General features: G+C 58.6%; 21 protein-coding genes and 1 tRNA gene. 4 read left to right on the forward strand and 18 right to left on the reverse strand.

The genetic code is table 11. The features are described from left to right. Nucleotides 1-2 precede the first annotated feature (2 nt). The 6 genes from WD429_RS03575 to rpsU form a co-directional block, all read right to left on the reverse strand. Nucleotides 3-278, reverse strand: coding sequence for a hypothetical protein (locus WD429_RS03575; RefSeq protein WP_368420800.1), 276 nt, complete (start codon nt 276-278; stop codon nt 3-5). 431 nt (nt 279-709) lie between these two features. Beyond that, the gene (locus WD429_RS03580) at nt 710-1,360 is read right to left on the reverse strand and encodes a hypothetical protein (protein WP_368420801.1); all 651 of its coding nucleotides are present in this window, start codon (nt 1,358-1,360) and stop codon (nt 710-712) included. Nucleotides 1,361-1,836: 476 nt separating this feature from the next. Continuing rightward, a tRNA-Ile gene (locus WD429_RS03585) sits at nt 1,837-1,913 on the reverse strand. A 115-nt stretch (nt 1,914-2,028) separates the two neighbouring features. Then, nucleotides 2,029-3,873: an RNA polymerase sigma factor RpoD gene (gene rpoD / locus WD429_RS03590; RefSeq protein ID WP_368420802.1), complete on the reverse strand. Its 1,845-nt coding sequence runs from the start codon at nt 3,871-3,873 to the stop codon at nt 2,029-2,031. 180 nt (nt 3,874-4,053) lie between these two features. After that, nucleotides 4,054-5,790: a DNA primase gene (gene dnaG, locus WD429_RS03595; RefSeq protein WP_368420803.1), complete on the reverse strand. Its 1,737-nt coding sequence runs from the start codon at nt 5,788-5,790 to the stop codon at nt 4,054-4,056. Between the two features lie 155 nt (nt 5,791-5,945). Beyond that, nucleotides 5,946-6,161 (reverse strand): 30S ribosomal protein S21, encoded by a 216-nt coding sequence (gene rpsU / locus WD429_RS03600; RefSeq protein ID WP_007153483.1) that lies wholly within the window; start codon nt 6,159-6,161, stop codon nt 5,946-5,948. 239 nt (nt 6,162-6,400) lie between these two features. Between rpsU and tsaD the strand changes: the two genes are divergently transcribed. Next, complete coding sequence (tsaD, locus tag WD429_RS03605; RefSeq protein WP_368420804.1) at nt 6,401-7,456, forward strand: tRNA (adenosine(37)-N6)-threonylcarbamoyltransferase complex transferase subunit TsaD; 1,056 nt, start codon at nt 6,401-6,403, stop codon at nt 7,454-7,456. 4 nt (nt 7,457-7,460) lie between these two features. Here tsaD and plsY read toward each other — a convergent pair whose 3' ends face one another. After that, the gene (gene plsY / locus WD429_RS03610; protein WP_368420805.1) at nt 7,461-8,054 is read right to left on the reverse strand and encodes a glycerol-3-phosphate 1-O-acyltransferase PlsY; all 594 of its coding nucleotides are present in this window, start codon (nt 8,052-8,054) and stop codon (nt 7,461-7,463) included. Between the two features lie 149 nt (nt 8,055-8,203). On the opposite strand from plsY, the gene folB reads away from it, so the two are divergent. Next, a complete protein-coding gene (folB, locus tag WD429_RS03615) occupies nt 8,204-8,560 on the forward strand; it encodes a dihydroneopterin aldolase (protein WP_368420806.1) in 357 nt (118 codons plus the stop codon). Next, the gene (gene folK / locus WD429_RS03620; protein ID WP_368420835.1) at nt 8,560-9,081 is read left to right on the forward strand and encodes a 2-amino-4-hydroxy-6-hydroxymethyldihydropteridine diphosphokinase; all 522 of its coding nucleotides are present in this window, start codon (nt 8,560-8,562) and stop codon (nt 9,079-9,081) included. The genes folB and folK (WD429_RS03620) overlap by 1 nt, the downstream gene beginning before the upstream one ends. Here folK (WD429_RS03620) and pgi read toward each other — a convergent pair. The 10 genes from pgi to dksA all read right to left on the reverse strand — a co-directional run bounded on the left by pgi (nt 9,067) and on the right by dksA (nt 21,134). Beyond that, nucleotides 9,067-10,737, reverse strand: a complete 1,671-nt coding sequence (gene pgi, locus WD429_RS03625) for a glucose-6-phosphate isomerase (protein ID WP_368420807.1) — start codon at nt 10,735-10,737, stop codon at nt 9,067-9,069. The two genes, folK (WD429_RS03620) and pgi, sit on opposite strands and share 15 nt — an antisense overlap. Nucleotides 10,738-10,769: 32 nt before the next feature. Then, nucleotides 10,770-11,618 carry a pantoate--beta-alanine ligase gene (panC, locus tag WD429_RS03630; RefSeq protein WP_368420808.1) on the reverse strand — a complete coding sequence of 283 codons (849 nt, stop codon included), beginning with the start codon at nt 11,616-11,618 and terminating at the stop codon, nt 10,770-10,772. After that, a complete protein-coding gene (panB, locus tag WD429_RS03635; RefSeq protein WP_368420809.1) occupies nt 11,615-12,409 on the reverse strand; it encodes a 3-methyl-2-oxobutanoate hydroxymethyltransferase in 795 nt (264 codons plus the stop codon). Before panB ends, panC begins: the two co-directional genes overlap by 4 nt. A gap of 116 nt (nt 12,410-12,525) precedes the next feature. After that, nucleotides 12,526-13,035, reverse strand: coding sequence for a 2-amino-4-hydroxy-6-hydroxymethyldihydropteridine diphosphokinase (folK, locus tag WD429_RS03640; protein ID WP_368420836.1), 510 nt, complete (start codon nt 13,033-13,035; stop codon nt 12,526-12,528). Between the two features lie 8 nt (nt 13,036-13,043). After that, complete coding sequence (gene pcnB, locus WD429_RS03645; RefSeq protein ID WP_368420837.1) at nt 13,044-14,366, reverse strand: polynucleotide adenylyltransferase PcnB; 1,323 nt, start codon at nt 14,364-14,366, stop codon at nt 13,044-13,046. Nucleotides 14,367-15,173: 807 nt separating this feature from the next. Then, complete coding sequence (locus tag WD429_RS03650) at nt 15,174-16,580, reverse strand: sigma-54-dependent transcriptional regulator (RefSeq protein ID WP_368420810.1); 1,407 nt, start codon at nt 16,578-16,580, stop codon at nt 15,174-15,176. Between the two features lie 6 nt (nt 16,581-16,586). Continuing rightward, on the reverse strand, nt 16,587-19,550 hold the full coding sequence (locus tag WD429_RS03655; RefSeq protein ID WP_368420811.1) for an ATP-binding protein: 2,964 nt from the start codon (nt 19,548-19,550) through the stop codon (nt 16,587-16,589). After that, a complete protein-coding gene (locus WD429_RS03660; RefSeq protein ID WP_012139305.1) occupies nt 19,540-19,716 on the reverse strand; it encodes a hypothetical protein in 177 nt (58 codons plus the stop codon). The genes WD429_RS03655 and WD429_RS03660 overlap by 11 nt, the downstream gene beginning before the upstream one ends. Nucleotides 19,717-19,766: 50 nt before the next feature. After that, nucleotides 19,767-20,639, reverse strand: coding sequence for a tRNA glutamyl-Q(34) synthetase GluQRS (gene gluQRS, locus WD429_RS03665; RefSeq protein ID WP_368420812.1), 873 nt, complete (start codon nt 20,637-20,639; stop codon nt 19,767-19,769). A 54-nt stretch (nt 20,640-20,693) separates the two neighbouring features. Further along, nucleotides 20,694-21,134: an RNA polymerase-binding protein DksA gene (dksA, locus tag WD429_RS03670; RefSeq protein ID WP_368420813.1), complete on the reverse strand. Its 441-nt coding sequence runs from the start codon at nt 21,132-21,134 to the stop codon at nt 20,694-20,696. 174 nt (nt 21,135-21,308) lie between these two features. Between dksA and sfsA the strand changes: the two genes are divergently transcribed. After that, nucleotides 21,309-22,037, forward strand: a complete 729-nt coding sequence (gene sfsA, locus WD429_RS03675; RefSeq protein ID WP_368420814.1) for a DNA/RNA nuclease SfsA — start codon at nt 21,309-21,311, stop codon at nt 22,035-22,037. Between the two features lie 50 nt (nt 22,038-22,087). Here sfsA and WD429_RS03680 read toward each other — a convergent pair whose 3' ends face one another. Then, the gene (locus tag WD429_RS03680) at nt 22,088-23,665 is read right to left on the reverse strand and encodes an AAA family ATPase (protein WP_368420815.1); all 1,578 of its coding nucleotides are present in this window, start codon (nt 23,663-23,665) and stop codon (nt 22,088-22,090) included. Nucleotides 23,666-23,681: the final 16 nt, after the last annotated feature.

The raw sequence follows: 23,681 nt of genomic DNA on the forward strand, positions 1-23,681 counted from the left end.
AACTAATGAAATTCAGGCGGAACCGCCAACTGGACAACTAGGCTGACAGAGGGGGTGATTGCCAGCAGAAAATGTAGAAAGAAGAGCGCTACTGCTAGTGCCGCAACGATTTTTCCGACCTTCTCATGCCTTTTATGTATCAGACCACCAAAAAACGCCAAAAACACAAATGTTGGGATGGCGTAGCTTATAAGATCTGAACGAACGTACCAATTCGCCGCCGTCGTGAAAGCACCTAGGAGGAGAATGAATACGAAGATACCAATAATAATCCCCATGGTTCCCGACCTATGTTCCATCATGGATTTTTACGTCTGGAGCTAGGGAGCGCAGCGTCGTCGCTGTTGGACAACCTGAGCTTGTTAATGGAATGGCACCCCATTTAGCATCAAGCGTGGTTTGTCTCGCTTTCATTTCGAGAGAACAGCTGCCACAAAATATGCCGGTGCCAACATACCTACGCCCATCAGTGCGTACATAAAGAAATCTTCACTGCCACAAGATCGAGTTTCGATACACGACATGACAGCCGACATCATCGCCATGAGTGCAAGCCAAACTATGGCTCCTGCTATCACTCCCCGCTCATCAATTTTGGACACTGTTTCCCCTCCCTGAAATCGAGATATATCCGGTCGCCAAGTGCAGAGAAGCCACTAACGTGAAGCGGCGTAAAAATTGTCCGGAAATAGTCATTTGTTGGGCCCCATCATCGTACTTGGAAGTACGACAGAACTTGCGGATCAACGCCGCCAGCACTGCGCATCAAGCCCACCACTCTCTCGTTTTTTCGCTTGAAATATTGGACCACTGAGGTTTGAGAGTCAGAAACACCCTCCAATTCCTGAAGATAGCTGCTCAGCTCCGAGACCGCCGTTGTCAGCTGCGAGTAGAGGGCCTCTACAGCTGTCCCCGGTGTTCGAGCCAATTCCAAAAATTTTGCAAACGCTCCCGTTGGAACCTGCCCACTTGATTGGCGATAAACTTCGTGAGCAATGTGATCCACGGTTATTGCTGGCTGTGTCCCAGGCTCGGAAACTAATGTCTGACGAAGCTGGCCAATTTCTTGGTCAATAAGCTGAATTATTCGGATCAGGTTCTCTTGTTTGTCGGATAGCTTCAGATGATCAATTTGCTGCTGTGCGGCATCAGCAGAGCGTCGGAATTCCACCCGGGTTTGCTTTAGCTCAGTTCTTTGTAGATTGATCGTATAAAGCAAAGCGAGAAACGCGAGGAATGCATATAGAGGATTTAAAACACCTCCCAGAAAGTCACCAAACTGGGCCCATTTTTCATGTGAGTATACTGGGTTACTCCCAAACATAAGTATATAGCCTACAACCGGCACTATCAGGATCATTCCCGCGACCGTGGCTATTATGGCTAAGATCCTATTCTCCCTCACTTGCACCCTATCCCTGTTTTACGCCCAACAGTATATTAGTTTGAATTACGACTATACCTCAGTTGTCCTCGCTGGACAGTGGCCAGCCGGACCAGTCATTTCTGAAACGGCGACTTTGCTCTGCGTGAAAACGCGCCTGGCCCTCTCAGGTTTAACGAGACCCCGAAGGATCCAATCGATGCGGTCTGCATTTATATATGTTTATTTAAACAGCATTTTCTTGAGCAAATGGGGTGCGCAGAGAGCGCCATTTGGGGCATCGAAAAGGTCCGCTTTGTGGTCATAGCAAAGAAGTTGAACCTGAGCCGAGACGTTCTAGATGTTGGTGAGCGTGATCACACGGACAAAGTTGGTTTAAATTTTTACTATAGTTTGGCCAAAGCGGACAAACTATGGGTCCATGGACAGAAGTTCAGTGCGATTGAAAGGAGTGGTGGGCCCACCTGGACTCGAACCAGGGACCAAAGGATTATGAGTCCTCTGCTCTAACCAACTGAGCTATAGGCCCTTATCAGCGAATGCTGTTCTAAGGTTTGCTTTTTTGGGGGGTTGCTTCCGGGCGGGAGCAACAAAACGGGTGCCATTATACCGGTGAGGTGTGGCACCCGCTACTGCTGTGGTGATTATCCGTTGCCCTGGTCGTCAATGAAGCCGCGCAGGTGATCGGAGCGGGAAGGGTGGCGCAGTTTGCGCAGGGCCTTGGCTTCGATCTGGCGAATTCGCTCACGGGTAACATCGAACTGTTTGCCCACTTCTTCCAGGGTGTGATCGGTGTTCATTTCGATGCCGAAGCGCATGCGCAGCACCTTGGACTCTCTTGCGGTCAGGCCGGAGAGCACGGAGCGGGTGGCTTCGCGCAGGCCTTCTGCGGTGGCGGAGTCGACGGGCGACAGGGCCTGGATGTCTTCAATGAAGTCGCCCAGGTGGCTGTCTTCGTCATCACCGATCGGGGTTTCCATGGAGATCGGTTCTTTGGCGATCTTCAATACCTTGCGGATCTTGTCCTCGGGCATTTCCATGCGCTCGCCCAGCTCTTCCGGTGTGGGCTCGCGGCCCATCTCCTGCAGCATCTGGCGGGAGATGCGGTTGAGCTTGTTGATGGTTTCGATCATGTGCACCGGAATACGGATGGTGCGGGCCTGGTCCGCGATGGAGCGGGTGATGGCCTGACGAATCCACCAGGTGGCGTAGGTGGAGAACTTGTAGCCACGGCGATACTCGAACTTGTCAACGGCCTTCATCAGGCCGATGTTGCCTTCCTGGATCAGGTCCAGGAACTGCAGACCGCGGTTGGTGTACTTCTTGGCGATGGAGATAACCAGACGCAGGTTGGCCTCGACCATTTCTTTCTTGGCGCGGCGGGCCTTGGCTTCACCGATGGACACCCGGCGATTGATTTCCTTGATGTCGGCAACGTCCAGGTCCACTTCGACCTGGATATTGTGGATACGCTTTTGCAGGCGAACCACTTCATCAATGCGCTCGTTCACTGCGGCGGCGTAAGGTTTTTTGCTTTTGCCGGTTTTCACGGCCCAGTCAAGGTTGGTTTCGTTGCCGGGGAAGGACTTGATGAAGTCCTTGCGGGGCATTTTGCTTTCCTTGACACAGATCTTCATGATCGCCCGCTCGTTCTCGCGGACCAGATCGTTGGTGGAGCGTACGACTCTGACCAGCTCTTCAAACGCTTTGTTAGCGAGCTTGAACGGGGCAAATACCTGGCCGAGTTCGTTCAGCGCCGCCTGGGTTTTCTTGTCGCCACGGCCGTGCTTTTCCAGCGCTTTGTTGGCGGCGTCCAGTTTGTCTTTCAGCAGCTCGAAGCGCAGCCGGGTCTCTTCAGGGTCCGGGCCGCTCTCGGTTTCTTCTTCGTCAGAGTCGTCATCATCATCGTCGGAGGACGAGCCGCTGTCGTTGCTTTCGGCGGGTGTTACCTCACCCATGAACGGTTCCGCACCGTCCGGGTCCAGGAAGCCGGTCACGATGTCGCTGATGCGGCCTTCGTTCTCAATGATGCGCTCATACGCCTGGAGCACGGTGCCGGAGGTGCCCGGGAAGTGAGCAACGGCGGCCATGACGTCGCGAATGCCTTCCTCAATGCGCTTGGCAATGACGATTTCGCCTTCACGGGTCAGCAATTCAACGGTGCCCATCTCCCGCATGTACATGCGAACCGGGTCCGTAGTGCGGCCAGCGTCGGATTCCACGGCGGCGAGTGCGGCAGCGGCTTCGGCGGCAGCGGCCTCATCGGCGGTGGAGTCTCCGTCGGTCATCAGCAGCGTGTCCGCGTCTGGTGCAACTTCAGAAACCTGAATGCCCATGTCGTTGATCATGCGAATGATGTCTTCGACCTGATCCGGGTCAGCAATGTCTTCCGGGAGGTGGTCATTTACCTCAGCGTAAGTCAGGTAACCTTGCTCTTTGCCTCGTGCTATGAGGTCTTTCAAACGTGATTTCTGCGAATTGCCTGACATAGACACCCTGTAGACTCGCTGGTAAAAGTATAAAAGTGAAACAGCCATTATAGCTGTCGCGCGGTTGCTCTGCCACCGGATGGTTAGATGGTGATCAAGGCTTCAAGTTTCAAGTGCAATACCGGGCGAACCCAGTATTTTCCGGCTTTCTTGCCGTTGTAGCGGCAACCGGCCCATTTTTTAATCGTCTGTGCCCCCGCTAAGGGCTTTCAGTTCCTGGCGTTCTTCCGGGCTCAGGTCTGCCAGGCTGCGCTTGGATGACAGCAGCGATGTCAGCCTTTGCTTGCGCGCCGCTTCCTGGTTGGGGCTCAGCAGCTCACGGGCACCGGCCAGGGTCTTTTCCCGCGACGGTATATGCTCAATGCCGTCAAACAGGTTGTAAAAACGGTCTCTGGCCTGCTTGTCGGTGGCCAGCGTGCGCACCAGAGTGCGCTGGTCGCCAATCTGACGCTCCAGAATCCACTCGGCGAACCCCCGCGCCAGGCGGAAGTGCCGTGACTGGCGGGCGAGGTCAACCACTTCGCTGGCCATGTCCGGGGCTTCCACCAGTGCCAGGCACAAGGTGCTGTCCTTGTTGAGCCTGACGTCAATGCGATCCTCCTGGACACGGTCCCGACGGTCGCCGTAGCGCTTCTGTCCCGGTTGCTGGCGACGGTTCTGCCACTCATTCCGCCCGCCGCACAATCTCAGCATTTCGTGCCACATGGCATCCCGCAGGGTGCTTCTGGGCATCTTGTTCAGCAGCGGTTCTGCCCGGGCCCGGAGCTCTCCGCGATGTTCCGGCAGTTTCAGGTCCAGCCCTTCACTTTGCCGGTCGAACAGGTAGCGTGACAGCGGCGTGGCACCTTCGATGCGCTTGCGGAAGGCGTCGGTGCCCTCTTTGCGCACGAGTGTGTCTGGGTCTTCGCCGTCTGGCAGCATCAGAAACTGCAGGTGCAGTCCGTCAGCCATCAGTTCCAGTGCGTTGTCCATGGCCCGGTCAGCAGCCCGATACCCGGCCTGATCGCCGTCAAAACAGAACACAATATGCCGCACCTGTCGGAGCAGGGCGGTCAGGCTGTCCTGGTTTGTCGCGGTGCCCAGGGTCGCAACCGCAAAATGGATGTCGTGCTGTGCCAGCGCGATAACATCCATATAGCCTTCGACTACCAGCAACTTGTCCAGTTGCCTGATGGCCTGTTTCGCCTCATACAGGCCGTATATCTCGCGGCTCTTGTGAAAGACATCAGACTCCGGAGAGTTGATGTACTTGGCCTTGTCGTCGCCGAGGGTGCGCCCCCCGAAGGCGATCGTCTTGCCGCGGCTGTTGCGAATCGGGAACATCACCCGATTGCGGAACAGGTCCCGTGGCCGGCCATATTTGTCAGACACGGTGCCGGTTTCAATCAATGGCCCCTGCAAGTCACTGCTGCAGGTGTCATACAGTGCGGTGCCGCTCCCGGGTGCAAAGCCCACCTGGTAAAGCTCGATGACGTTGTCGTCCAGCCCGCGCTGTTTGAGGTAGTCTCTGGCGAGCTCGCCCTGCTGGCCGCGCAGTGCCGAATGGTAAAAACGACTGGCGTAGTCCAGCGCGTCGGTCAGTGTGCGAGCCTGCTGAATTTCCTGGCGTGCGCTCTGATCGTAGGGCACTTCCAGGCCGGCGCGCCGCGCCAGTTCCTCCACAGCATCGGTAAATCCCAGCCCTTCAAACTCCCTGACAAAACTGATGGCATCGCCATGGGCTCCACAGCCAAAGCAGTGGTAAAAGCCCTTGTCGGGTCGAACGTTAAAGGACGGTGTTTTTTCGTCATGAAACGGGCAGCGGGCTTTGTAGTTGGCCCCGGCCTTTTTCAGCGTAATGCGCGATCCGATAAGCTCGGCGAGATCGACCCGGTCCAGCAGGTCTTCCACAAAGCGTTGAGGGATCAGTCCGCTCATGATGACTCCGGTTGCTCAGAGGGTGCCGGCTTGGCACCATCAATAGCCAAAAATGCCGCCGAAGCCAGGCCTCGGCGGCATTTTGGAATCGCTCTGTGCAGCCTGCGGCTTAACAGGCGATCAATGGTGTGCAGTCAAGCGGCGTCTGCTGAAGCTTAGTACAAACGCTCGAACTTGCGCTGTTCCCGCTGAAGCTTCTTGAGATGACGCTTAACGGCAGCGGCTGCCTTACGCTTGCGAACGGCTGTCGGCTTCTCGTAGTGCTCACGACGACGTACTTCCGACAGGACGCCTGCTTTTTCGCAGGAACGCTTGAAGCGACGCAGTGCTACGTCAAACGGTTCATTCTCTTTCACTTTAACAGCTGGCATTCGAAAATCACCTACCTGATTAATTCGGTTTCTGTAGTGTCTGATCGACTCGTGCGTCAAATCGACTCGAACCCTGGTCAGATTGGCTAAAACTCGACCAGTGCATATTTAAGGGCGGCAATGATAGCCCCTGCGACAGGCCGAGGTCAATGTTTGTTCGGATGAATCTGACAGCCGGTTTCGGGTTTCTGCTAAAATAGCGGCTTCCAATTTAACACCACCCGTAGTGACCGATTTATATGCTGATTCTTGGAATTGAAACGTCTTGTGATGAAACCGGTGTTGCCCTCTATGACAGCACAGCGGGTTTGCTGGCCCACGCGCTGTTCAGTCAGGTGGACATGCACGCGGATTACGGCGGCGTGGTGCCCGAGCTGGCGTCACGCGATCACGTTCGCAAGCTGTTGCCGCTGTGTGATCAGGTGCTGACCGAGGCGGGTCGAACCCGCGGCGACATCGAAGGCATTGCCTACACCGCGGGCCCCGGGCTCATTGGCGCGCTGATGGTGGGCGGGTCTGTGGCCCACGCCCTGGGCTTTGCGCTGGGCGTGCCGGTACTGGGCGTGCATCACATGGAGGGCCATTTGCTGGCACCGATGCTGGAGCCTGAGCCGCCAGCCTTCCCATTTGTGGCGTTGCTGGTGTCCGGAGGACACACCCAACTGGTCAGGGTGGATGGCATTGGCGAATACGAGTTGCTGGGTGAGTCGGTGGACGACGCCGCCGGGGAAGCGTTCGATAAAACCGCCAAGATGCTGGGGCTGGATTATCCCGGTGGCCCCAGGGTGGCGGCGCTCGCCGAGCAGGGGGCACCCGGACGGTACCGGTTTCCACGCCCGATGACCGACCGGCCTGGCCTGGATTTCAGTTTCAGTGGCCTCAAGACGTTCACCCTGAACACGGTGACGGCGGCGCAGAAAGCTGGCGAGCTGAATGAGCAGACGCGGGCGGACATCGCCCTGGCGTTCGAGGCGGCGGTGGTCGATACGCTGACCATCAAGTGTCGCAGGGCCCTGGAGCAAACAGGTTGCAAACGGTTGGTGATTGCCGGGGGCGTCAGTGCAAACACCCGTCTCAGGGCGGGGCTGGAAAAAATGGCAGCAAAGCTGAGGGCCAGCGTGTTTTACGCGCGCCCCGAATTCTGCACCGATAATGGCGCAATGATCGCTTACGCGGGCTGCCAGCGCTTGCAGGCGGGGCAGCGCGATGGTGACCGCATTGTCGCGGTGCCGCGCTGGCCAATGAATACGCTGCCACCGTTGGCGAGCCCCCGCCTGAACGGCTTGGTGGACTAGCGCGCTAGAACCGGGACTCGCGGCCTTGCGCCAGGCGTATCAGATTGTTGCGGTGTCGAACCACAATCAGGATGGCCATCAGGCCGAACAGCGGCAGGGCTTTGGGTTCGATAACGGCACTGATCAACGGCCCGCTGATGATGGCAATGATGGAAGCCAGTGCAGAAATGCGCCAGCGCCACATCACCACCAGCCAGATAACCGCCAACGACAGTGTGGTCATTGGCGCGAGCGCAAGCCCGGAGCCCAGGGCCGTGGCGACCCCTTTACCACCCTTGAAGCGATAGAACATCGGCACCATGTGCCCGGTTACAGCACACAGTGCGACCATCGCCTGCGCCAGGATCGATAGCCCTGCCGTGTGGGCAAGCCACACCGGGAAAAACCCTTTGGCGGCGTCCAGGGCCAGTGTCAGGATGGCGGGTGGCCATCCGCCACTGCGGTAAACGTTAGTGGCACCGGGGTTGCCGGAGCCCAGCGCTCGCGGGTCTGGCAGTTTCCAGAGCTTGCAGATTTCCAGCGCAAACAGCACCGAGCCGGCGAGGTAGGCGAGGGCACACAACAGTATGGTCAGTAATGGATCGCTCATTGGGTTCACTGGCAATCGGGCGGAAGCAAAGACGCGTCCGTGTCATTTGTGAGAAAATGCCGGCCCTTAATGAATGTCGGTAGGCCAACAAGGTAACAGTATCCCCGGCCTGTTCGAACTTCAATCCGCAAAACGTGTAACCCGGGAGACAGTAGCCAGTGGCAGACAGTGTTCTGATCGAAGGCCTGGCCGTAGAGGCGGTGATTGGCGTGTATGACTGGGAGCGTGAAGTGACCCAGCAACTGTTGGTTGACCTCGATATGGCGTGGGATAACCGCGTGCCGGGCGCGTCTGATAATGTTGCCGATGCACTGGACTACGCCGCAGTCAGTGAACGGGTTACACAGTGGCTGCGGAGCGCTCAGCCGGCGCTGCTGGAAACGGCGGCAGAAGGTCTGGCAGCGGTTATCCGTGATGAATTCGGCGTGAAGTGGCTGCGATTGACGCTTCGCAAACCGGGTGCCGTGCCGGCGGCAACCGCGGTCGGTGTGCGCATTGAACGAGGGCAGGGATGATGTCGACCAAAGCGCGGGTGTACATCAGTATCGGCAGCAACATTGACCGGAAGCGGTACCTCACCTCCGCACTGGATGCGCTGGCAAGCTGGTTCGAGCATTTGATGATCTCGCCGGTCTTCGAGAGCGAGTCGGTCGGATTTGATGGCTCGCCGTTTTACAATCTGGTGGTCGGGATCGATACGGACTGGAGCGTTGGCGAGTTGTCGCGGCGTTTCAAACAGTTGGAAGCAGACAACGGCCGTCACCGGGAAGCGCCCAAATTCAGTGCGCGTACGCTGGATCTGGACATTCTCACCTACGACGACATGGTGGGCGAGATTGACGGTGTTGAACTGCCGCGCCAGGAAATCCTCAGCAACGCCTTTGTACTCTGGCCTTTGGCGGAGGTGGCTCCAGACACGCGCCACCCGGTATGCGGTCAGCCTTACCGGCAGTTATGGCAAGCCTACACGAGCGACCAGAAACTCTGGCCGGTCGACTTTATCTGGCAAGGCCGAGTGATTTCACAGGCGCTTTGACTGAAACAGGCGGATAAGCTGCCCAGTAGAGGTGTCGGTGTCGGTGTCGGTGTCGGTCGATTCGGACGAAGCTCCAAGGATCTGCTCCAGAATACCCTTGCCCATCTGCTTGCCCAGTTCTACCCCCCACTGATCAAACGAATCCACATCCCATATCACGCCCTGCACAAACGTGCGGTGTTCGTACAGCGCAATCAGCGCGCCCAGTGTCTGCGGGGTGAGTTGGTCCATGAGCAGGGTATTGCTCGGCTTGTTGCCGGGGATAACCTTGTGCGCAGCCAGGCTGTCGGCGTCCTGTTCCGGCAAGCCTTCAGCGGTGAGTTCTGCCCGGGCTTCGGCATCCGTTTTGCCCGCCATCAGCGCTCTGGACTGGCTCAGACAATTGGCAAACAGCGCGGCGTGATGGTCGCCGACCCGGTTGTGGCTTCGCAGCGGAATGATGAAGTCCGCAGGAATCAGGCGGGTGCCCTGGTGCAGTAACTGGTGATAAGCGTGCTGGCCGTTAGCGCCAACGCCGCCCCAGATCACCGGCCCGGTCTGGTAGTTGACCGGTGTGCCATCCCGGGCGACGCGCTTGCCGTTGCTCTCCATGTCGAGTTGCTGAAGGTGCGCCGGCAGGCTCTCCAGATAATGGTCGTAGGGCAAAATGGCGTGGGTCTCGGCACCCCAGAAGTTGCTGTACCACACGCCGAGCATCGCCATGAGTGCCGGCAGGTTCTTCTCCAGCGGTGCCTGGCGGAAGTGGGTGTCCATATCATGGGCCCCCGCAAGCAGGGCCCGGAAATGCTCCATTCCCAACAGCAACGCCACCGGCAGCCCGATTGCCGACCACAGCGAGTACCGACCACCGACCCAGTCCCACATCGGGAAGACATTGTCCTCGCGGATGCCGAACCGGCCCGCTTCGCCGGGGTTCGCGGTGACCGCCACAAAATGTCGTGCGACCATGGCGTCGGTGCCGCCGTTGTTCAGAAACCAGTCCCGTGCGATGCGGCTGTTTTCCAGAGTTTCATGGGTGCGGAAAGATTTTGACTGCACCAGGAACAGGGTGGTCTCCGGGTGAACCCGCGCCAGCACTTCGGCGATGTCACTGCCGTCAATATTGGCGACGAAATGCGCGCGGAGCTGGCCATGATGGTAAGGACGCAGTGCTTCGCACGCCAGCTTCGGGCCCAGGTAGGAGCCGCCGATGCCAATGCTCACTACGTCGGTAAAACGTTTGCCGGTGAACCCGCTGCGCTGTCCGTCAAGCACCTCCCGGGTGAACGATTCCATGCGAGCCAGAGTGTCTTGGACGGCCGGCATCACGTTCTGGCCATCGACAGTCACCGAGGCGTCGCCTCGGTTCCTCAGGGCGGTATGAAGCGCCGGGCGATCCTCGGTTTCGTTAACGTGCTCGCCCTCGAACATGGCGTTCATGCGTTCGCGGAGTCCGCAGGACCGGGCCAGAGCCATCAAGGCACTCACCACCTCATCGGTGATGCGGTTCTTGGAGTAATCCAGGGACAACCCGGCCCCCTCGGCGAAAAACCGCTGGCTGCGGCTGGGGTCCTGTTGAAACAGGTCCCGCATATGGACCGGTTCCAGTGCACGCTGAAGGTCTGTCAGCGCCCGCCACTCAGGGCGGGAGGTAAGCAGGGAGTGTGCTGCGGCCATGGTCGGGTCCTTTCTGGCAGGGTGCAATCCGATCATCGCGTGACGGACAGGTTGTCGATCAGCCGTGTCGTGCCGAGGAAAGCCGCGACCAGAATGGTCAGCTCTGTATCGTCGGTGCTGGCCGGCTTCAGCGTTTCACTGTTGACGATATTGAAGTAGTCGGGGCGCAGGCCGCCGGCGGCCAGGGACTCAATGGCCTCGCGCTCAAGGGTACCGAAATCCTTACGGCCTTCACCGAGCTTGCGGGCACTGTCCTGCAATGTACGATAAACCACCGGTGCCATGGCCCTTTCGGATTTGCTGAGGTAGCCATTGCGGGAGCTTTTGGCGAGTCCGTCGCGCTCACGCACCGTGGGTGCACCAATCACCTGCACCGGGAGCATCAGGTCGCGCACCAGTTTGCGGATAACCGCCAGCTGTTGAAAGTCCTTCTCGCCGAAGACGGCGATGTCCGGCTGTACCATGTTGAGCAGCATGGTGACCACGGTGGCGACACCGTCGAAGTGGCCGGGACGACTGGCACCACAATGCCCGTCGCTGACTTCCGGAACCACGACTTTGGTTTGTTGTACCAGGCCCTGGGGGTATATTTCCTCAACGCCCGGGGCAAACACCAGGGTGTTGCCGGCAGCCTCGAGTTGCCTCTGGTCTTCTTCGAGGGTGCGGGGGTAGGTGTCCAGGTCTTCGCTGGCACCAAACTGCATCGGGTTGACAAAAATGCTGGTGACCACCACGTCCGCCGCCTCGCTGGCCTTGCGAACCAGCGACACGTGGCCCTCATGGAGGTTGCCCATGGTCGGAACCAGGCCGATGGTTTTGCCCTCGCGGCGGTAGCCGCGAAGGATGGTGCGCAGTTCTCTCAGGGAGTTTACGGTTCTCATGCCTTGAACGTATGCTCCTCAGCAGGGAATGAGCGGTCGCGGACCGCTTTGACATAAGCCTCAACCGCCGCCTGTATGGAGTCGGTTTCGGCCAGGAAGTTTTTAACGAATCTGGGTTTTCGACCCGTGGTCACGCCCAGCATGTCGTGCAGTACCAGAACCTGGCCGTCGGTGTCGGAGCCGGCACCAATGCCAATGACCGGAGCCTTCACCGCCTGGGTGATGCGAGCGGCCAATGGGGCGGGTACGCACTCCAGCAGGATGACGTCGGCACCGGCGGCCTGCAGCTCGCAGGCGTGCTCGATCATCATTTCAGCCGCTTTTTCATCGCGCCCCTGTACTTTGTAGCCACCGAACTTGTTCACGAACTGCGGTGTCAGGCCCAGGTGCGCGCACACCGGCACCCCACGCTCGCTGAGCGCTGCGATGGTGTCTGTCATCCAGTCGGTGCCCTCAAGCTTGACCATGTGAGCGCCAGCGCGCATCAGGTCCGCGGCGTTCTCAAGTGCGGCCTCGGTGGTGCCGTAAGTCATGAATGGCATGTCGGCCATGATCAGCGAACCGCGGTTGCCCTTGGCGACCGCGCTGACGTGGTAAATCATCTGGTCCATGGTGACTGGCAGGGTGCTGTCGTGGCCTTGCAGGACCATGCCAAGGGAGTCTCCAATCAGGATGACATCCACGCCGGCTTCACTGACGACCTGTGCAAAGGTGGCGTCGTAAGAGGTCAGGGCCGAAAATGCTTCGCCCTTCTGTTTGTATTCCCGCAGGGTATTGATGGTAACAGCCATAGAATCCGTGCCTTATGGGTGGATGGGCCAAGACTGTGCCGGGGTCTGCCGGCGCTCAGATGTTAAGGGTAATCCGGGGGTGTGGCTGAGGCAATAGTAGCACGAGGCCTGCCTTGTCAGCCGGGTGGCTGAGGCTCCCGTGGCAATGGCAGTAATCGCCGCAGCTGGTTGTCCGGGCACTGCTGTCTGAGTTCGGAGATTGAGCGCCCGTCTGGCAGGTTAAGCCCGGCGTTCAGGTCCAGCAGTGGCTGAAGCACAAAGTCCCGGTTTGGGAGCTCGGGGTGGGGCACGGTCAGGCGCTCACTGTGGATGGTCTCATGGCCAAACATCAGCAGGTCCAGGTCGAGGGTTCTGGGGCCCCAGTGTTGTACTCGTTGCCGTCCATGCTGCTGCTCAATCGCCTGGAGGTAGTCCAGCAAATCCAGCGCGCCAAGGGCGGTGCTCAGCCATACCGCACCGTTCACGAAGTCCGGCTGGTCCTGGGGGCCAACAGGATGGCTCCGGTAAAACGCTGATTGAGCGACCAGTGAAGTTTGCGGCAGGCTGGCCAGTTCGGCCACGGCGCGGGCCAACTGGATCGTGGGCTCGGCCAGGTTGCTGCCCAGCCCGATGAACGCGTCGGTCATCGCCACATTCAGCTCCGGTTGGCGGGCTTGCGCTTACGACGGCGCGGTTTCGGTGCCTCGGACGTGAGTTCACTGAGCATGCGTTCCTGGCCGCGTTCGTCGATTGCCTGGAAGTCTGTCCACCAGTGGCCCAGGCCTGGCTCGAGCTCGCCGGAGGATTCCCGCACCAGCAGGAAGTCATAGGCGGCCCGGAAACGCGGGTGCGACATGGTCACGAACGCCCGTTTGCCCTGGCGCCTGGGTAGTCGCATCTGCAGCTCCCAGATTTCCTTCATCGGACCGGAAAAGCGCTTCGGGATCGATGTAGCCTCGACCTGATGGCCAATAATGGTGCCGATGGCGCTGTGAAGTGCCGGTTGCACCGGGTCGCCGTTGTCCTGGCGACGACGCCATTCCGCTTGCAGGGCCGGCCAAAGCATGGCGGCAAACAGGAAATAGGGGGTCACCGATTTGCCTTGGGCGATACGGGCGTCGGTGTTGCGAAGCGCCTGGCGGATCAATTCGTCCGGCTCGCCGGCATCCAGAGCCCGGACGGTTTCCGGGAACAGCGGGGCCAGCAGGTTGTACTCTCGCAGCAGGTCGTAGGTGACTTCGCCGAAGCCGGCGGAAAACAGTTTCAGAACTTCGTCAAACAGTCGCGCTGGCGGTATGTGGGTCAGCAGCGGTGCCAGTTCGCGGATTGGCGCTTCCGTTTCTCTCTCGATGTCGAAACCGAGTTTTCCGGCAAAGCGCACTGCACGAAGCATGCGGACCGGATCTTCCCGGTACCGGGTTTCCGGGTCGCCAATCAGCCGCATTTGCCGGTTTTTCAGATCCTCAATACCGTTCGCAAAATCAATCACTGTGAAGTCGCGGATGCAATAATACAGTGCGTTCACGGTAAAATCGCGGCGCAAGGCATCTTCTTCCAGGGAGCCGTAAACATTGTCTCGTAACAGCTGGCCATGCTCGCTGGTGCGGCGATCGTCGTCATCGCTGTCGTCTTCGGTGTCAGTGGCGTTACCGCGGAAGGTGGTTACCTCGATAACCTCGCGGCCGAACACCACGTGCACGATGCGAAAACGCCGGCCAATCAGCCGTGAATTCCGGAACAGGTCATGAACTTCTTCCGGGGTGGCGTTGGTGGCGATGTCAAAGTCCTTGGGCAGGCCGCCCAGCAGGATATCGCGAACGCCGCCGCCGACCAGATAGGCGTCAAACCCGGACTTGTTCAGCCGGTGGAGCACCTTTTTGGCAGGCTCGCTGATGGCGGATCGGGACACGCTATGCTGGTCCCGGGGGATTTCCCGGCGTTGGTAGGTGCGCTGCCTTTGCTTTCCGTTGCCGGGCATAAAGGAGCGGAATTTTTCGACCGAGTGCTCGAATAGGGATGAGATTGATTTAGGCATTGAATTCCGTTAGTGCATGAGCAAAAACGAGAGTTTAACGTTTTGGGCAGGATTTGCACACATTTGCTGGTAAATGGGCCGGAAAAACGATTGAAAGAAGGTGCCCGGAGTGACGGCAGCAATGTCGACGGCCTAGAAAATCAAAAGGCGGATTCGTTTTCACGAACCCGCCCTGCAAGCGTTGACGATCTGCATTGTTTTTGTTTTTACCGGGATTTTTCTTCGTTTTTTTACCCCACTGTGTCTCTCCAAATACGGAGATGACAGTCACGCAAACGGAAGGCTTTGAATACACAGAGCGGTCAGGAGCAGCGGGCAAGTCGTGGGTAAATGCAGTACGTCGTCTGGAAGACGATTCTTTTCTACATCTACAACTCGCTCGTGCTGGGAAACCACTAAAAAGCACAGTACCCAAAACACTCAGTTCGCTCGCGTTCTATTTTTGTTTTTGTTACCGAACGCTTCTGTGCAGCTTTTTGTTTTTGTTTTGACGCTGCGTTGTCACTCTTGTTTTTGTTGTTGTGCCCTTAATAGACTGCAGGGCGTGTGCCAGTTTTAATAAATTCTTAATTAACAGTATCTTAATAAAATCGGGCCAATAAGTGTTACCCCGTATAAACTCGAAGTGTTACCTGTATCTCGGTTTGGCCCTGACGAGTGTTACCGTACGGAACACGAGGTAACAACTGAGTGGGGGTTCACACTTTTGACTGGCCGCCTGTGCCAAAGCGGCCAAAACGAGGGTGATGTTCAGTTTCCAGACGCTTTCTTGCGGGGGATGCCCAGGCGCTGGCGGCGCTCCCATAGGGATTTCCGGCTGATGCCGAGTTTTTGTGCCAGTTCGGTTTCGCTCATCTTGTCCTGATTTTCCAGTACAAAATGTTGGAAATAATCCTCCAGCGACAGATCGCTCGAGGACTCTGGCTCGCGGGAGCGGACCTGTTCATTATTTCCTTCCACCAGGGTCTGGGGAATGTCTTCGTCACCGCCCTCATACTCCAGGTCCAGCAGGGACGGTGTTATCAGGTCCGAATCACACAGGATGGTGGCGCGTTCAATGGCGTTTTCCAGTTCCCGCACGTTGCCAGGCCAACGGTGCCTTTCCAGGGCACGCATGGCTTCCGGGCTCAGGTTGAGGTGGGGTTTGCCCATTTTTCCACCCTGGCGATGGAGGAAGCGTGCCGCCAGCCCGAGAATATCGCCCTGACGTTCTCGCAAGGGTGGTATCCGTACCTGCATGACGTTCAACCGGTAATAGAGGTCTTCGCGGAAGTCGCCCGTTCGCGTCATCGCTTTCAGATTGCGGTGGGTGGCGGCGATCATTCGCACATCAACCTGTCGGCTCTGGGTGGAGCCTACCTTACGTATCTCTCCCTCCTGGAGTACCCGCAGTAGCCGAGACTGAGCTTCCGGCGGCAATTCACCGATTTCGTCCAGGAACAGGCTGCCGCCGTCGGCGGCCTCGATCAGACCGGTGCGTGCAGACACCGCACCGGTAAAGGAACCTTTCTCATGCCCGAACAACTCCGATTCAATCAGGCTTTCGGGAATGGCGGCACAGTTTACTGAAATCAGTGGTTTGGCGGCCCGTGGGCTCAACAGATGAAGCGCCCGGGCGGCCAGCTCTTTGCCAGTGCCCGATTCGCCCTGAATCAGCACGGTGGTTTCTGTTGGTGCCACTTTGCGAATCAGGGTGAACACTTTGTGCATGGCCTCGCACTGGCCGAACATGATGCTGGCGGGATCGCTGCCTGCCTTGTCGGTGATGTCCGGCTGCGCGTCAGTGGTGGTTTCTTTCGGAGTGCCGGATTTGCGTGCCAGGATATTTTCAACCGCGGCAAGCATTTCGTCGTGATCGAAGGGCTTGGCGATGTATTCGACGGCTCCCATTTTCATGGAGTCTACCGCTGAGCGCAGGCTGGCATAGCTGGTCATGATCAGCACCGGCGTGTTTGGGGCCCGGTTGATCAGTTCGGTGCCCGGTGCGCCAGGCAGCCGCAGGTCGGAGATTATGAGGTCGAAATCATCGGGATCATGGCTCTGTTCCGCTTCCTCTACCGAGCCGGCATCCGCGACGTCGTACCCGGCGTGTTGCAGCAGCTTGCGTACGGCGGAGCGGATAATTTCTTCGTCTTCCACGATCAGAATGCGAGGCATAGAGTTTTACGACCTTTCGTTCAGGCTGATGGCAGCATTACCGGAATCCGGTTCGTATGCCGGCAGTTTCAGGCGTACACAGGTGCCGGTGCTGGATTGCGGGCCGGCGGGGCTTTCCACATGTATGTTGCCGTAGTGCTCTTCAACAATGCTGTACACCAGCGACAGGCCCAAACCCGTTCCCTTGTTCGGAGCCTTGGTGGTGTAAAAGGGTTCGAATATGTGGTCGAGCTGACCTTCGGGAATGCCCGACCCCTCATCGGTGACTTCGATGATAGCGGAGTAGCCGTCACGGTTTCCACCAACGCGGATGGTACCACCCTCCGGGGAGGCGTCCCGGGCATTCGCCAGCAGGTTGACGAACACCTGAACCAGTCGCTGCTCATCGCCCAGTACCATCAGGTCCTGGGGGCAGTCGTTCAGGTAGTGAATGCCAAGGCCGCGTTCACTGAGAGACAGCAGATTAATGGATTCGTCAATGCAGCGGCGAATGCCGACGGGTTCATACCGGTTGGCCTGGGAATGGTTGCCGGTGCGGGCGAAGTTCATCAGCGATTGCAGGATGGCGGAGATCCTTCGGGTCTGCTGCTGGATCTGGTCGGCCGTGGAGAGGATGTCGGGATCATCGGTTTCCAGTTTCAGGTTCTGGGCGAGGGAGGAAATGCCGGTCACCGGGTTGCCGATTTCATGGGCCACACCGGCCGCCAGGCGTCCGACCGAAGCCAGACGTTCACTGTGCATCAGTTCGTCTTCGAGCAGGCGTGTTTCGGTCTGGTCCTCCACCAGAATGATGCTGCCACCCTCGGGATGGTCGGGGCCGCTCAAGGCGGCCTTGTGCAGGTTGAGCCAGTGAGGCTTGCCGTTCAGGTCCAGCCTGTGCTTGTAGCGGTGCAGGTCCTCGCCACTGTTGAAATCATCCAGCAGCAAGTGCCAGTGTTCGGGCAAGGCCTGCAGGCGTGCACCGACGACATCGTCAGCGGTGATGCCGGTCAGTTCTTCCATGGTGTTGTTCCACATCAGAATCTCGCCATCGTCACCCATCGAACAGGCCGGTATGGGATGGGTGTGCAGGGTCTGGCGGTAGGGGCGGCGCAGGTTGTCGAGCTCCCCGGCCAGGCCGGTGAGCTGGTTCTGGTATTCACCAAGAGCGCGTTCAACGTAGCGAATGTCCTGGGCGGTGCCGCCGCTGGCCATGGGTTTGTAGCCCAGGTGGCGCTTCATCAGGTCCCGGGCGACGGCGGGGCCCAGCAAGCCGGAGAGGTTAACTTCCACCTGATCCCGAAGGCGGCGCAACTGGTAGGGGCGATACTCGACATTGGGTAACTTCAGCTGCGCCAACGCTCGTTCCACTTCGCGTTTTGCAACACCGTGGCCCAACGGGTCGGCGAGCTGGCGCACAAAATCGGCGGAAGATGTTGCTACCAGCTCCCGGCGGTGGGGCCGGGACAATGCGCCCAGTGAGCAGGCCTGGGCTGCACTGGTCTCTTCGGCGGTACTGCTGCTGAGGATGGATACGAGTGCAAAGACCGCGACGTTTACCGTCAGGCTGATAAACGTAAAAATATGCCAGTTACTGTAGTCCGGAACCAGCGGGGCGCTGAGCCACTCCAGCAGGTTGGCGGTGTGGGAAAACGGCAGCACCAGCGTAATGACCCAGATCGTCATGCCGGCGGCCAGTCCGGTGATCAGCCCGCGCCGGTTGCCTTCTGGCCAGTAAATGACCCCCAGTGCGCCGGGTAACAGTTGCAGCATACCGGAAAGTGATATGACCCCGAGGATGGACAGATCAAGGTTGGTACCAACGGTCTCATGGAACAGCAGTGCCGCGAAGATGATGACGGCGATCAGCAGACGCTTGATCCAGCGCAGCCAGTGGTAGATATCACCGTGATCCTTCGGGGTTCGCAGTGGCAACACCACGTGGTTCAGCACCATACCGGCCAGCGCCAGGGTGCTGACGATCATCAGACCGCTGGCGGCAGACAGCCCGGCGATGTACATCATCAGCGTCAGTGCGGGGCTGTCCAGGGCCTGGGCGGTGCCGATGGCGAAAAAGTTGGGGCCGGTGGTTGCTGCCAGTTCCTGGCCGCCCCAGAGAATCAATGGAACCGGCAGCCCCAGCAGTAACAAATACAGGGGCAGGCCCCAGCTGGCTTTGGCCAGCGCTTTCGGGGACGGGTTCTCGCTGAACGTCATATGGTACATGTGGGGCAGTACCAGCGCGCCGGCAAACGACATCAACATCAGCGCCCGCCAGCTGCCGTCGTCGATAGACATGGCCATGGTGCTGGCGGGGGAATTTTCGTTTTCCAGCCAGGCTTCCAGCCCGGCCATGCCGTCAAACACGCTGAATAGAATCACGCCGCCAAGGACCAGTAAGGCAACCAGCTTGACCACCGAATCAAAGGCTATCGCCAGAACGAGGCCTTGATGGCTCTCTGAACCCTGATTGCGACGGGTGCCGAACAGCATGGCGAACAGCACCACGGTAATGCTGAACATTACGCTGATGACGTTCGGGGAGGTGTCAGGTGCCAGCAGGCTGGCGGAGGTGGAGACCGCCTGAATCTGCATGCTGAGCAGAGACAGAATGGCCGCACCCGAGCAAATGGTCACCAGGGTGCCCGCCCATTGGCTGCGGTAACGATAGGCAAAGAGGTCGGCGAGCGACGCCAGTTGGTAGGCGCGGCCGATCCGCATGACCGGGTTCAGTAAAACCGGAGCCAGAAGGAAGGCACCGCTGATGCCGAGGTAATAGGCCAGAAACCCGAAGCCGGATTCCGCCGCCACGCCGACAGCGGCATACACCGCCCAGATACCGGCATACACCCCTAGGCTAAGGGTATACACCAGTGGGTGCCGTACCCAATGCCTTGGCAACAGGCCACGCTCGGTGATCCAGGCAACACCAAAAAGCAGAATCAGGTACAGCAGGCTGGCCAACAGCAGGCCAGGAGCACTAAAACTCATTGGGGTCTCGCCGCCATTCCAGCCAGAAGCCGATGGCAATCAGTCCGGCCCAGATGATGTAGGGTGTGTACCAGGCATTGCCCGGTGAGGTCCACCAGTCGAGGATGTTTGGCGAGAAGATGTAAATCGCCAGAACCAACAGGAAAACCAGTCGATAGATATACATCAGGCATGCGATCCGCGCTGAAGTTTGTGAGAAGCTTTATACCATGTAGCTTACCGGGATGTCAGGGGAATTGCCTCCCGCCGCCAGTGTTCCGCTGCCCACTTCAGAATATCCCCGACACTGAACCGCTGAAGCCTTGCCGGTGGCTGTTGCCCCAGCGCCTGCAGCGCCTGTATCAGATTGCTGGCTGGCTGTTGGTCGTCGAGGGCGGGGGCGTGGTTCTGTTTGCTGAGTTTCTGCCCCTGTTCGTTCAGGATCACCGGGATATGAATCCAGCGTGGCGGCGCGGCCCCCAACGCACGGTAGATCTGCTGTTGCTGCGCTGTCATCTCCAGCAGGTCTGAGCCGCGCACGACATCGGTGATCCGCTGATTGATGTCGTCCACCACAACGGCCAGTTGGTAAGCGTAAAAGGCTTCCTTGCGCAGGATGACCGGGTCATCGGTTTCTGCCCGCACCTGTTGGCCCTGCGCGCCCAGCAGGTCGTCCTGCCAGTGACACCGCTCATCCTGCAATGCAAAACGAATGGCGAACGGACGTTTGCCCGGCTGGCATTCGCCCTCACGGCAACGCTCCGGATGGCGGCCCTGGTGCGCCTGTAACTGTTTGCGCGAACAGGCACACCGGTAGGCCTGTTGCGTTTTCAGTAGCTGGTCGATGGCGTGTTGATAGGCTGAGTGACGTTGTGACTGAAAACGTACTGGCTCGTCTGGCGTGAGGCCATGGCAAGTCAGGCTGTGAAGAATATGGTCGGAGGCTTCCGGGTTTTCGCGCAGCGGGTCAAGGTCTTCAATGCGCACCAGCCACTGGCCCTGACGGGATTTTGCCTCGGCGTAACTGGCTACAGCGGTAACCAGGGAGCCAAAGTGCAGCGGCCCGGTGGGCGATGGCGCAAAGCGCCCGCGGTAGGAGCGTTCAGTCATAAAAACAGGCTGGCCGGCCCGTGCCCGGGCCGGCGGAGGTCACCGATGGCCGGCTCAGATACCGGTCTGGCGTTCGCGGATTTCCGCCAGGGTTTTGCAATCAATACACAAGGTGGCCGTCGGGCGCGCTTCAAGGCGGCGAATGCCAACTTCCACACCGCACTGATCGCAGAAGCCGTAATCATCTTTGTCGATACGATCAATGGTCTGATCGATCTTCTTGATCAGCTTGCGCTCGCGGTCCCGGGTGCGCAGTTCCAGGCTGAACTCTTCTTCCTGGGTTGCGCGGTCGCTGGGATCCGCGTAATTTGCGGCATCTTCCTGCATGTGATGCATGGTGCGGTCGACTTCTTCCATCAGCTCCTGTTTCCATTGCAGCAGCAGATTTTTGAAGTGCCCAAGCATCTCAGCACTCATGTATTCTTCACCCTTCTTCATTTCATAAGGGGTGAAATTGGTAAAACGTTCGCGTGGTTGTTCTGCAGTGGTTGCCATTGAACCCGGCCTCTTGTTTGTACTCACAAGAACGCTGTGCTTTCCGCCGCACAGCCCGGGCTGTGCGGTTTGACCCTGGATAAAGCATTCGTCCTGAAACGGGAATTTGCGGAAAATAGCAGATATGTCACAGCGGTGCCAGCCTTGTTGTCAGACTTTTACATGGAGATCACCATGAATTTCCCCCAACCGTTAATTGAAGGCCGGCTAATTCGGCGTTACAAGCGGTTTCTGGCCGATGTGCGATTGCCTGATGGCCGCGAGGTCGTTGCTCACTGCGCGAATACCGGGTCGATGCTTGGTTGCCAGCCGGAGAACGCGCGGGTGTGGCTGAGCGAAAGCGATAATCCCAAGCGTAAACTGCGCTATACCTGGGAACTGGTGGAAACGGCTCCGGGGGAGTTGGCCTGCATCAACACCGCGCGCCCCAACGCCCAAGCCCGGTTTGCGGTCGACGATGGCGTGGTGCCGGAGCTGGCGGGGTACAAGGCAGTGCGTACCGAAGTCCGCTATGGTGCCGAAAACAGCCGTATCGACCTGCACCTGTCCGAGCACGCCACCCATGCAGACGCTTGGGTTGAGGTGAAAAATGTCACCCTTTGTCAGTCTGGACTCGGCTATTTTCCGGATGCGGTGACCACCCGGGGCCAGAAACACCTGCGAGAGCTGATGGCACAGGTGGCAGAGGGTGAGCGCGGGGTGTTGCTGTTTGTGGTGAACCATACGGGCATTGCATCGGTGCGACCGGCGGATCACATCGACGCTACCTATGGACGGTTACTGAGAGAAGCCGTGGCGGCGGGGGTCGAGGTGTTGGCTTACCGGGCCGAACTGGGTGATGACGGCGGCCCGACTGGCCGGATGCGGTTGTCGGAGGCAGTGCCGGTTATGCTGGACGCCTGATCTGTAGGTTGGCGCGAACCCTGTGTCATGGTTCGCGCCAGACAACCTGTTTATTGTTCCTGCAACCCAAAATGCTGCCGAATCCGGTCAGCGACCGCTTCTGCCACATGCTCCTGCTCGGTGTGCAAATGAACGGTATGGGTTTTCTCTTCGGCTGTTAGCGGCTCGAACCAACTTTGCTGTGTTTCCAGAAGTGCCTCGGTGGCTTCCGATGCATCTCCGGAGCGGTTGTTGATCCATTCCCGGCGCAGGGCTTCTGGCGCTTCACAGTGAATCAGCGCGAAGGGCTGGCCCTGGTTCTCCGCGACATCGGCCAGCAGCGCCCGCTCAGCCTGTTTGAGAGAGGCGGCATCGACAATGACCGGTAAGCCGGCGCTGAGCAAGCCATTGGCAAGGCTGGCAAGGCGCGCATAGGTGTCGCGTGTGGCCTCGTCAGTGTAGAGGTTGCCGCCGGTGGGTGATTTGCTTTTATCCAGCGGCCCCAGGCCAAACAGGCGTTTGCGTTCCACATCGGAGCGCAGGCGAATCAGCCCGAGTTCCGCCGCCATTGCCGCGCTGATGCTGCTCTTGCCGCTGGCGGAGAGGCCCGTGGTGGCCAGCAGGTAAGGGTTGGGAATGGTGCTGTAACTTTCCGCGAGCTGGGCGTAATCCCGGTAGCGCTGGAACAGCCCCGACTTTTCGGTATCTGAGAGTGCCGGATTGCCCATGGTGAACAGTGCAATTTTGCCACGAACCAGGGCGCGGTAGGCCTTGTACAACGGCAGCAAGGGCAGTGCCTCGAAGTCACCCCGGTATTCCAGGTACGTGTTCAGAACCAGGTTGGCCAGTTGTGGCTCGCGGCGGGACTCCAGATCCATCAGCAGGAATGCCAGGTCGTTTATGACGTCGATCCAGCGGAAGGGCTCGTTGAATTCTATGCAGTCGAAGACGGTGACTGCGTCCTGGAATAGGGTGATATTGGCCAGGTGAAGATCGCCGTGGCACTCCCTCACCAAGCCCTGCTCGTGGCGCTGGGCGATCAGGTCCTGATGGCGCTCGAAGGTGCTACGAGTCCAGGCTTCCAGGTTGGCGAGTTGATCCAGCAACCCGGCATCATCCAGCAGAGGACGTATCTGGTCGAAGTTCTCCTGCATCCCCGCGTAGACCGCCTCTGGTGTGCCCAGCGGCTTGTCTTCCGCCACTGGTGGCAGGGTGTCGTGGAAGTCAGCGACTTGCCTGGCCAAGCTGGTCAGCAGGTCCGGGGCGAGAGAACCGTTTTCCTGGCGAACATCAAACAGGTCACTCTGGTCGAACTGGCGCATGCGAATGGCGTATTCAAAGGGCTCGCCACCACCGCCCAGAACCGGTTCCTCCGGGCTGCCGGTGATGGGGATGACGTCGAGATAGAGAGAATCTGCCAGGCGTGAATTCAGGCGCAGCTCCTCCTCGCAGAAATGCTTGCGACGGGCCAGCGTGGAGAAATCGAGAAAGCCGAAGTCCATTGGCTTTTTGATTTTGTAGGCGTATTCCCCTGTGAGGATTACCTGCGAAATGTGAGTTTCAAGCACCTGGAAATCACTGACTGGGTGGTCGTACAACGCCGGATTTTGCAGCGCCAGTATCAGGTCGTTGGTCTCGGTATCGATCAAAGCTCTCTCCTCGCAT

Origin of the sequence: Marinobacter sp. (genome assembly GCF_040904845.1) — a bacterium.
Taxonomy (GTDB): Bacteria; Pseudomonadota; Gammaproteobacteria; order Pseudomonadales; family Oleiphilaceae; genus Marinobacter.

Bases quoted from the DNA above. Each gene is read 5' to 3' on its own strand.
- folK (WP_368420835.1), top strand. From the start codon at position 8,560: ATGTCGACCAAAGCGCGGGTGTACATCAGTATCGGCAGCAACATTGAC.
- sfsA (WP_368420814.1), top strand. From the start codon at position 21,309: ATGAATTTCCCCCAACCGTTAATTGAAGGCCGGCTAATTCGGCGTTAC.
- panC (WP_368420808.1), bottom strand. From the start codon at position 11,618: ATGAGAACCGTAAACTCCCTGAGAGAACTGCGCACCATCCTTCGCGGC.
- panB (WP_368420809.1), bottom strand. From the start codon at position 12,409: ATGGCTGTTACCATCAATACCCTGCGGGAATACAAACAGAAGGGCGAA.
- pcnB (WP_368420837.1), bottom strand. From the start codon at position 14,366: ATGCCCGGCAACGGAAAGCAAAGGCAGCGCACCTACCAACGCCGGGAA.
- dksA (WP_368420813.1), bottom strand. From the start codon at position 21,134: ATGGCAACCACTGCAGAACAACCACGCGAACGTTTTACCAATTTCACC.
- WD429_RS03660 (WP_012139305.1), bottom strand. From the start codon at position 19,716: ATGTATATCTATCGACTGGTTTTCCTGTTGGTTCTGGCGATTTACATC.
- folK (WP_368420836.1), bottom strand. From the start codon at position 13,035: ATGACCGACGCGTTCATCGGGCTGGGCAGCAACCTGGCCGAGCCCACG.
- pgi (WP_368420807.1), bottom strand. From the start codon at position 10,737: ATGGCCGCAGCACACTCCCTGCTTACCTCCCGCCCTGAGTGGCGGGCG.
- WD429_RS03655 (WP_368420811.1), bottom strand. From the start codon at position 19,550: ATGAGTTTTAGTGCTCCTGGCCTGCTGTTGGCCAGCCTGCTGTACCTG.
- rpsU (WP_007153483.1), bottom strand. From the start codon at position 6,161: ATGCCAGCTGTTAAAGTGAAAGAGAATGAACCGTTTGACGTAGCACTG.
- WD429_RS03580 (WP_368420801.1), bottom strand. From the start codon at position 1,360: ATGATCCTGATAGTGCCGGTTGTAGGCTATATACTTATGTTTGGGAGT.
- rpoD (WP_368420802.1), bottom strand. From the start codon at position 3,873: ATGTCAGGCAATTCGCAGAAATCACGTTTGAAAGACCTCATAGCACGA.
- gluQRS (WP_368420812.1), bottom strand. From the start codon at position 20,639: ATGACTGAACGCTCCTACCGCGGGCGCTTTGCGCCATCGCCCACCGGG.
- WD429_RS03575 (WP_368420800.1), bottom strand. From the start codon at position 278: ATGGGGATTATTATTGGTATCTTCGTATTCATTCTCCTCCTAGGTGCT.
- tsaD (WP_368420804.1), top strand. From the start codon at position 6,401: ATGCTGATTCTTGGAATTGAAACGTCTTGTGATGAAACCGGTGTTGCC.
- WD429_RS03650 (WP_368420810.1), bottom strand. From the start codon at position 16,580: ATGCCTCGCATTCTGATCGTGGAAGACGAAGAAATTATCCGCTCCGCC.
- dnaG (WP_368420803.1), bottom strand. From the start codon at position 5,790: ATGAGCGGACTGATCCCTCAACGCTTTGTGGAAGACCTGCTGGACCGG.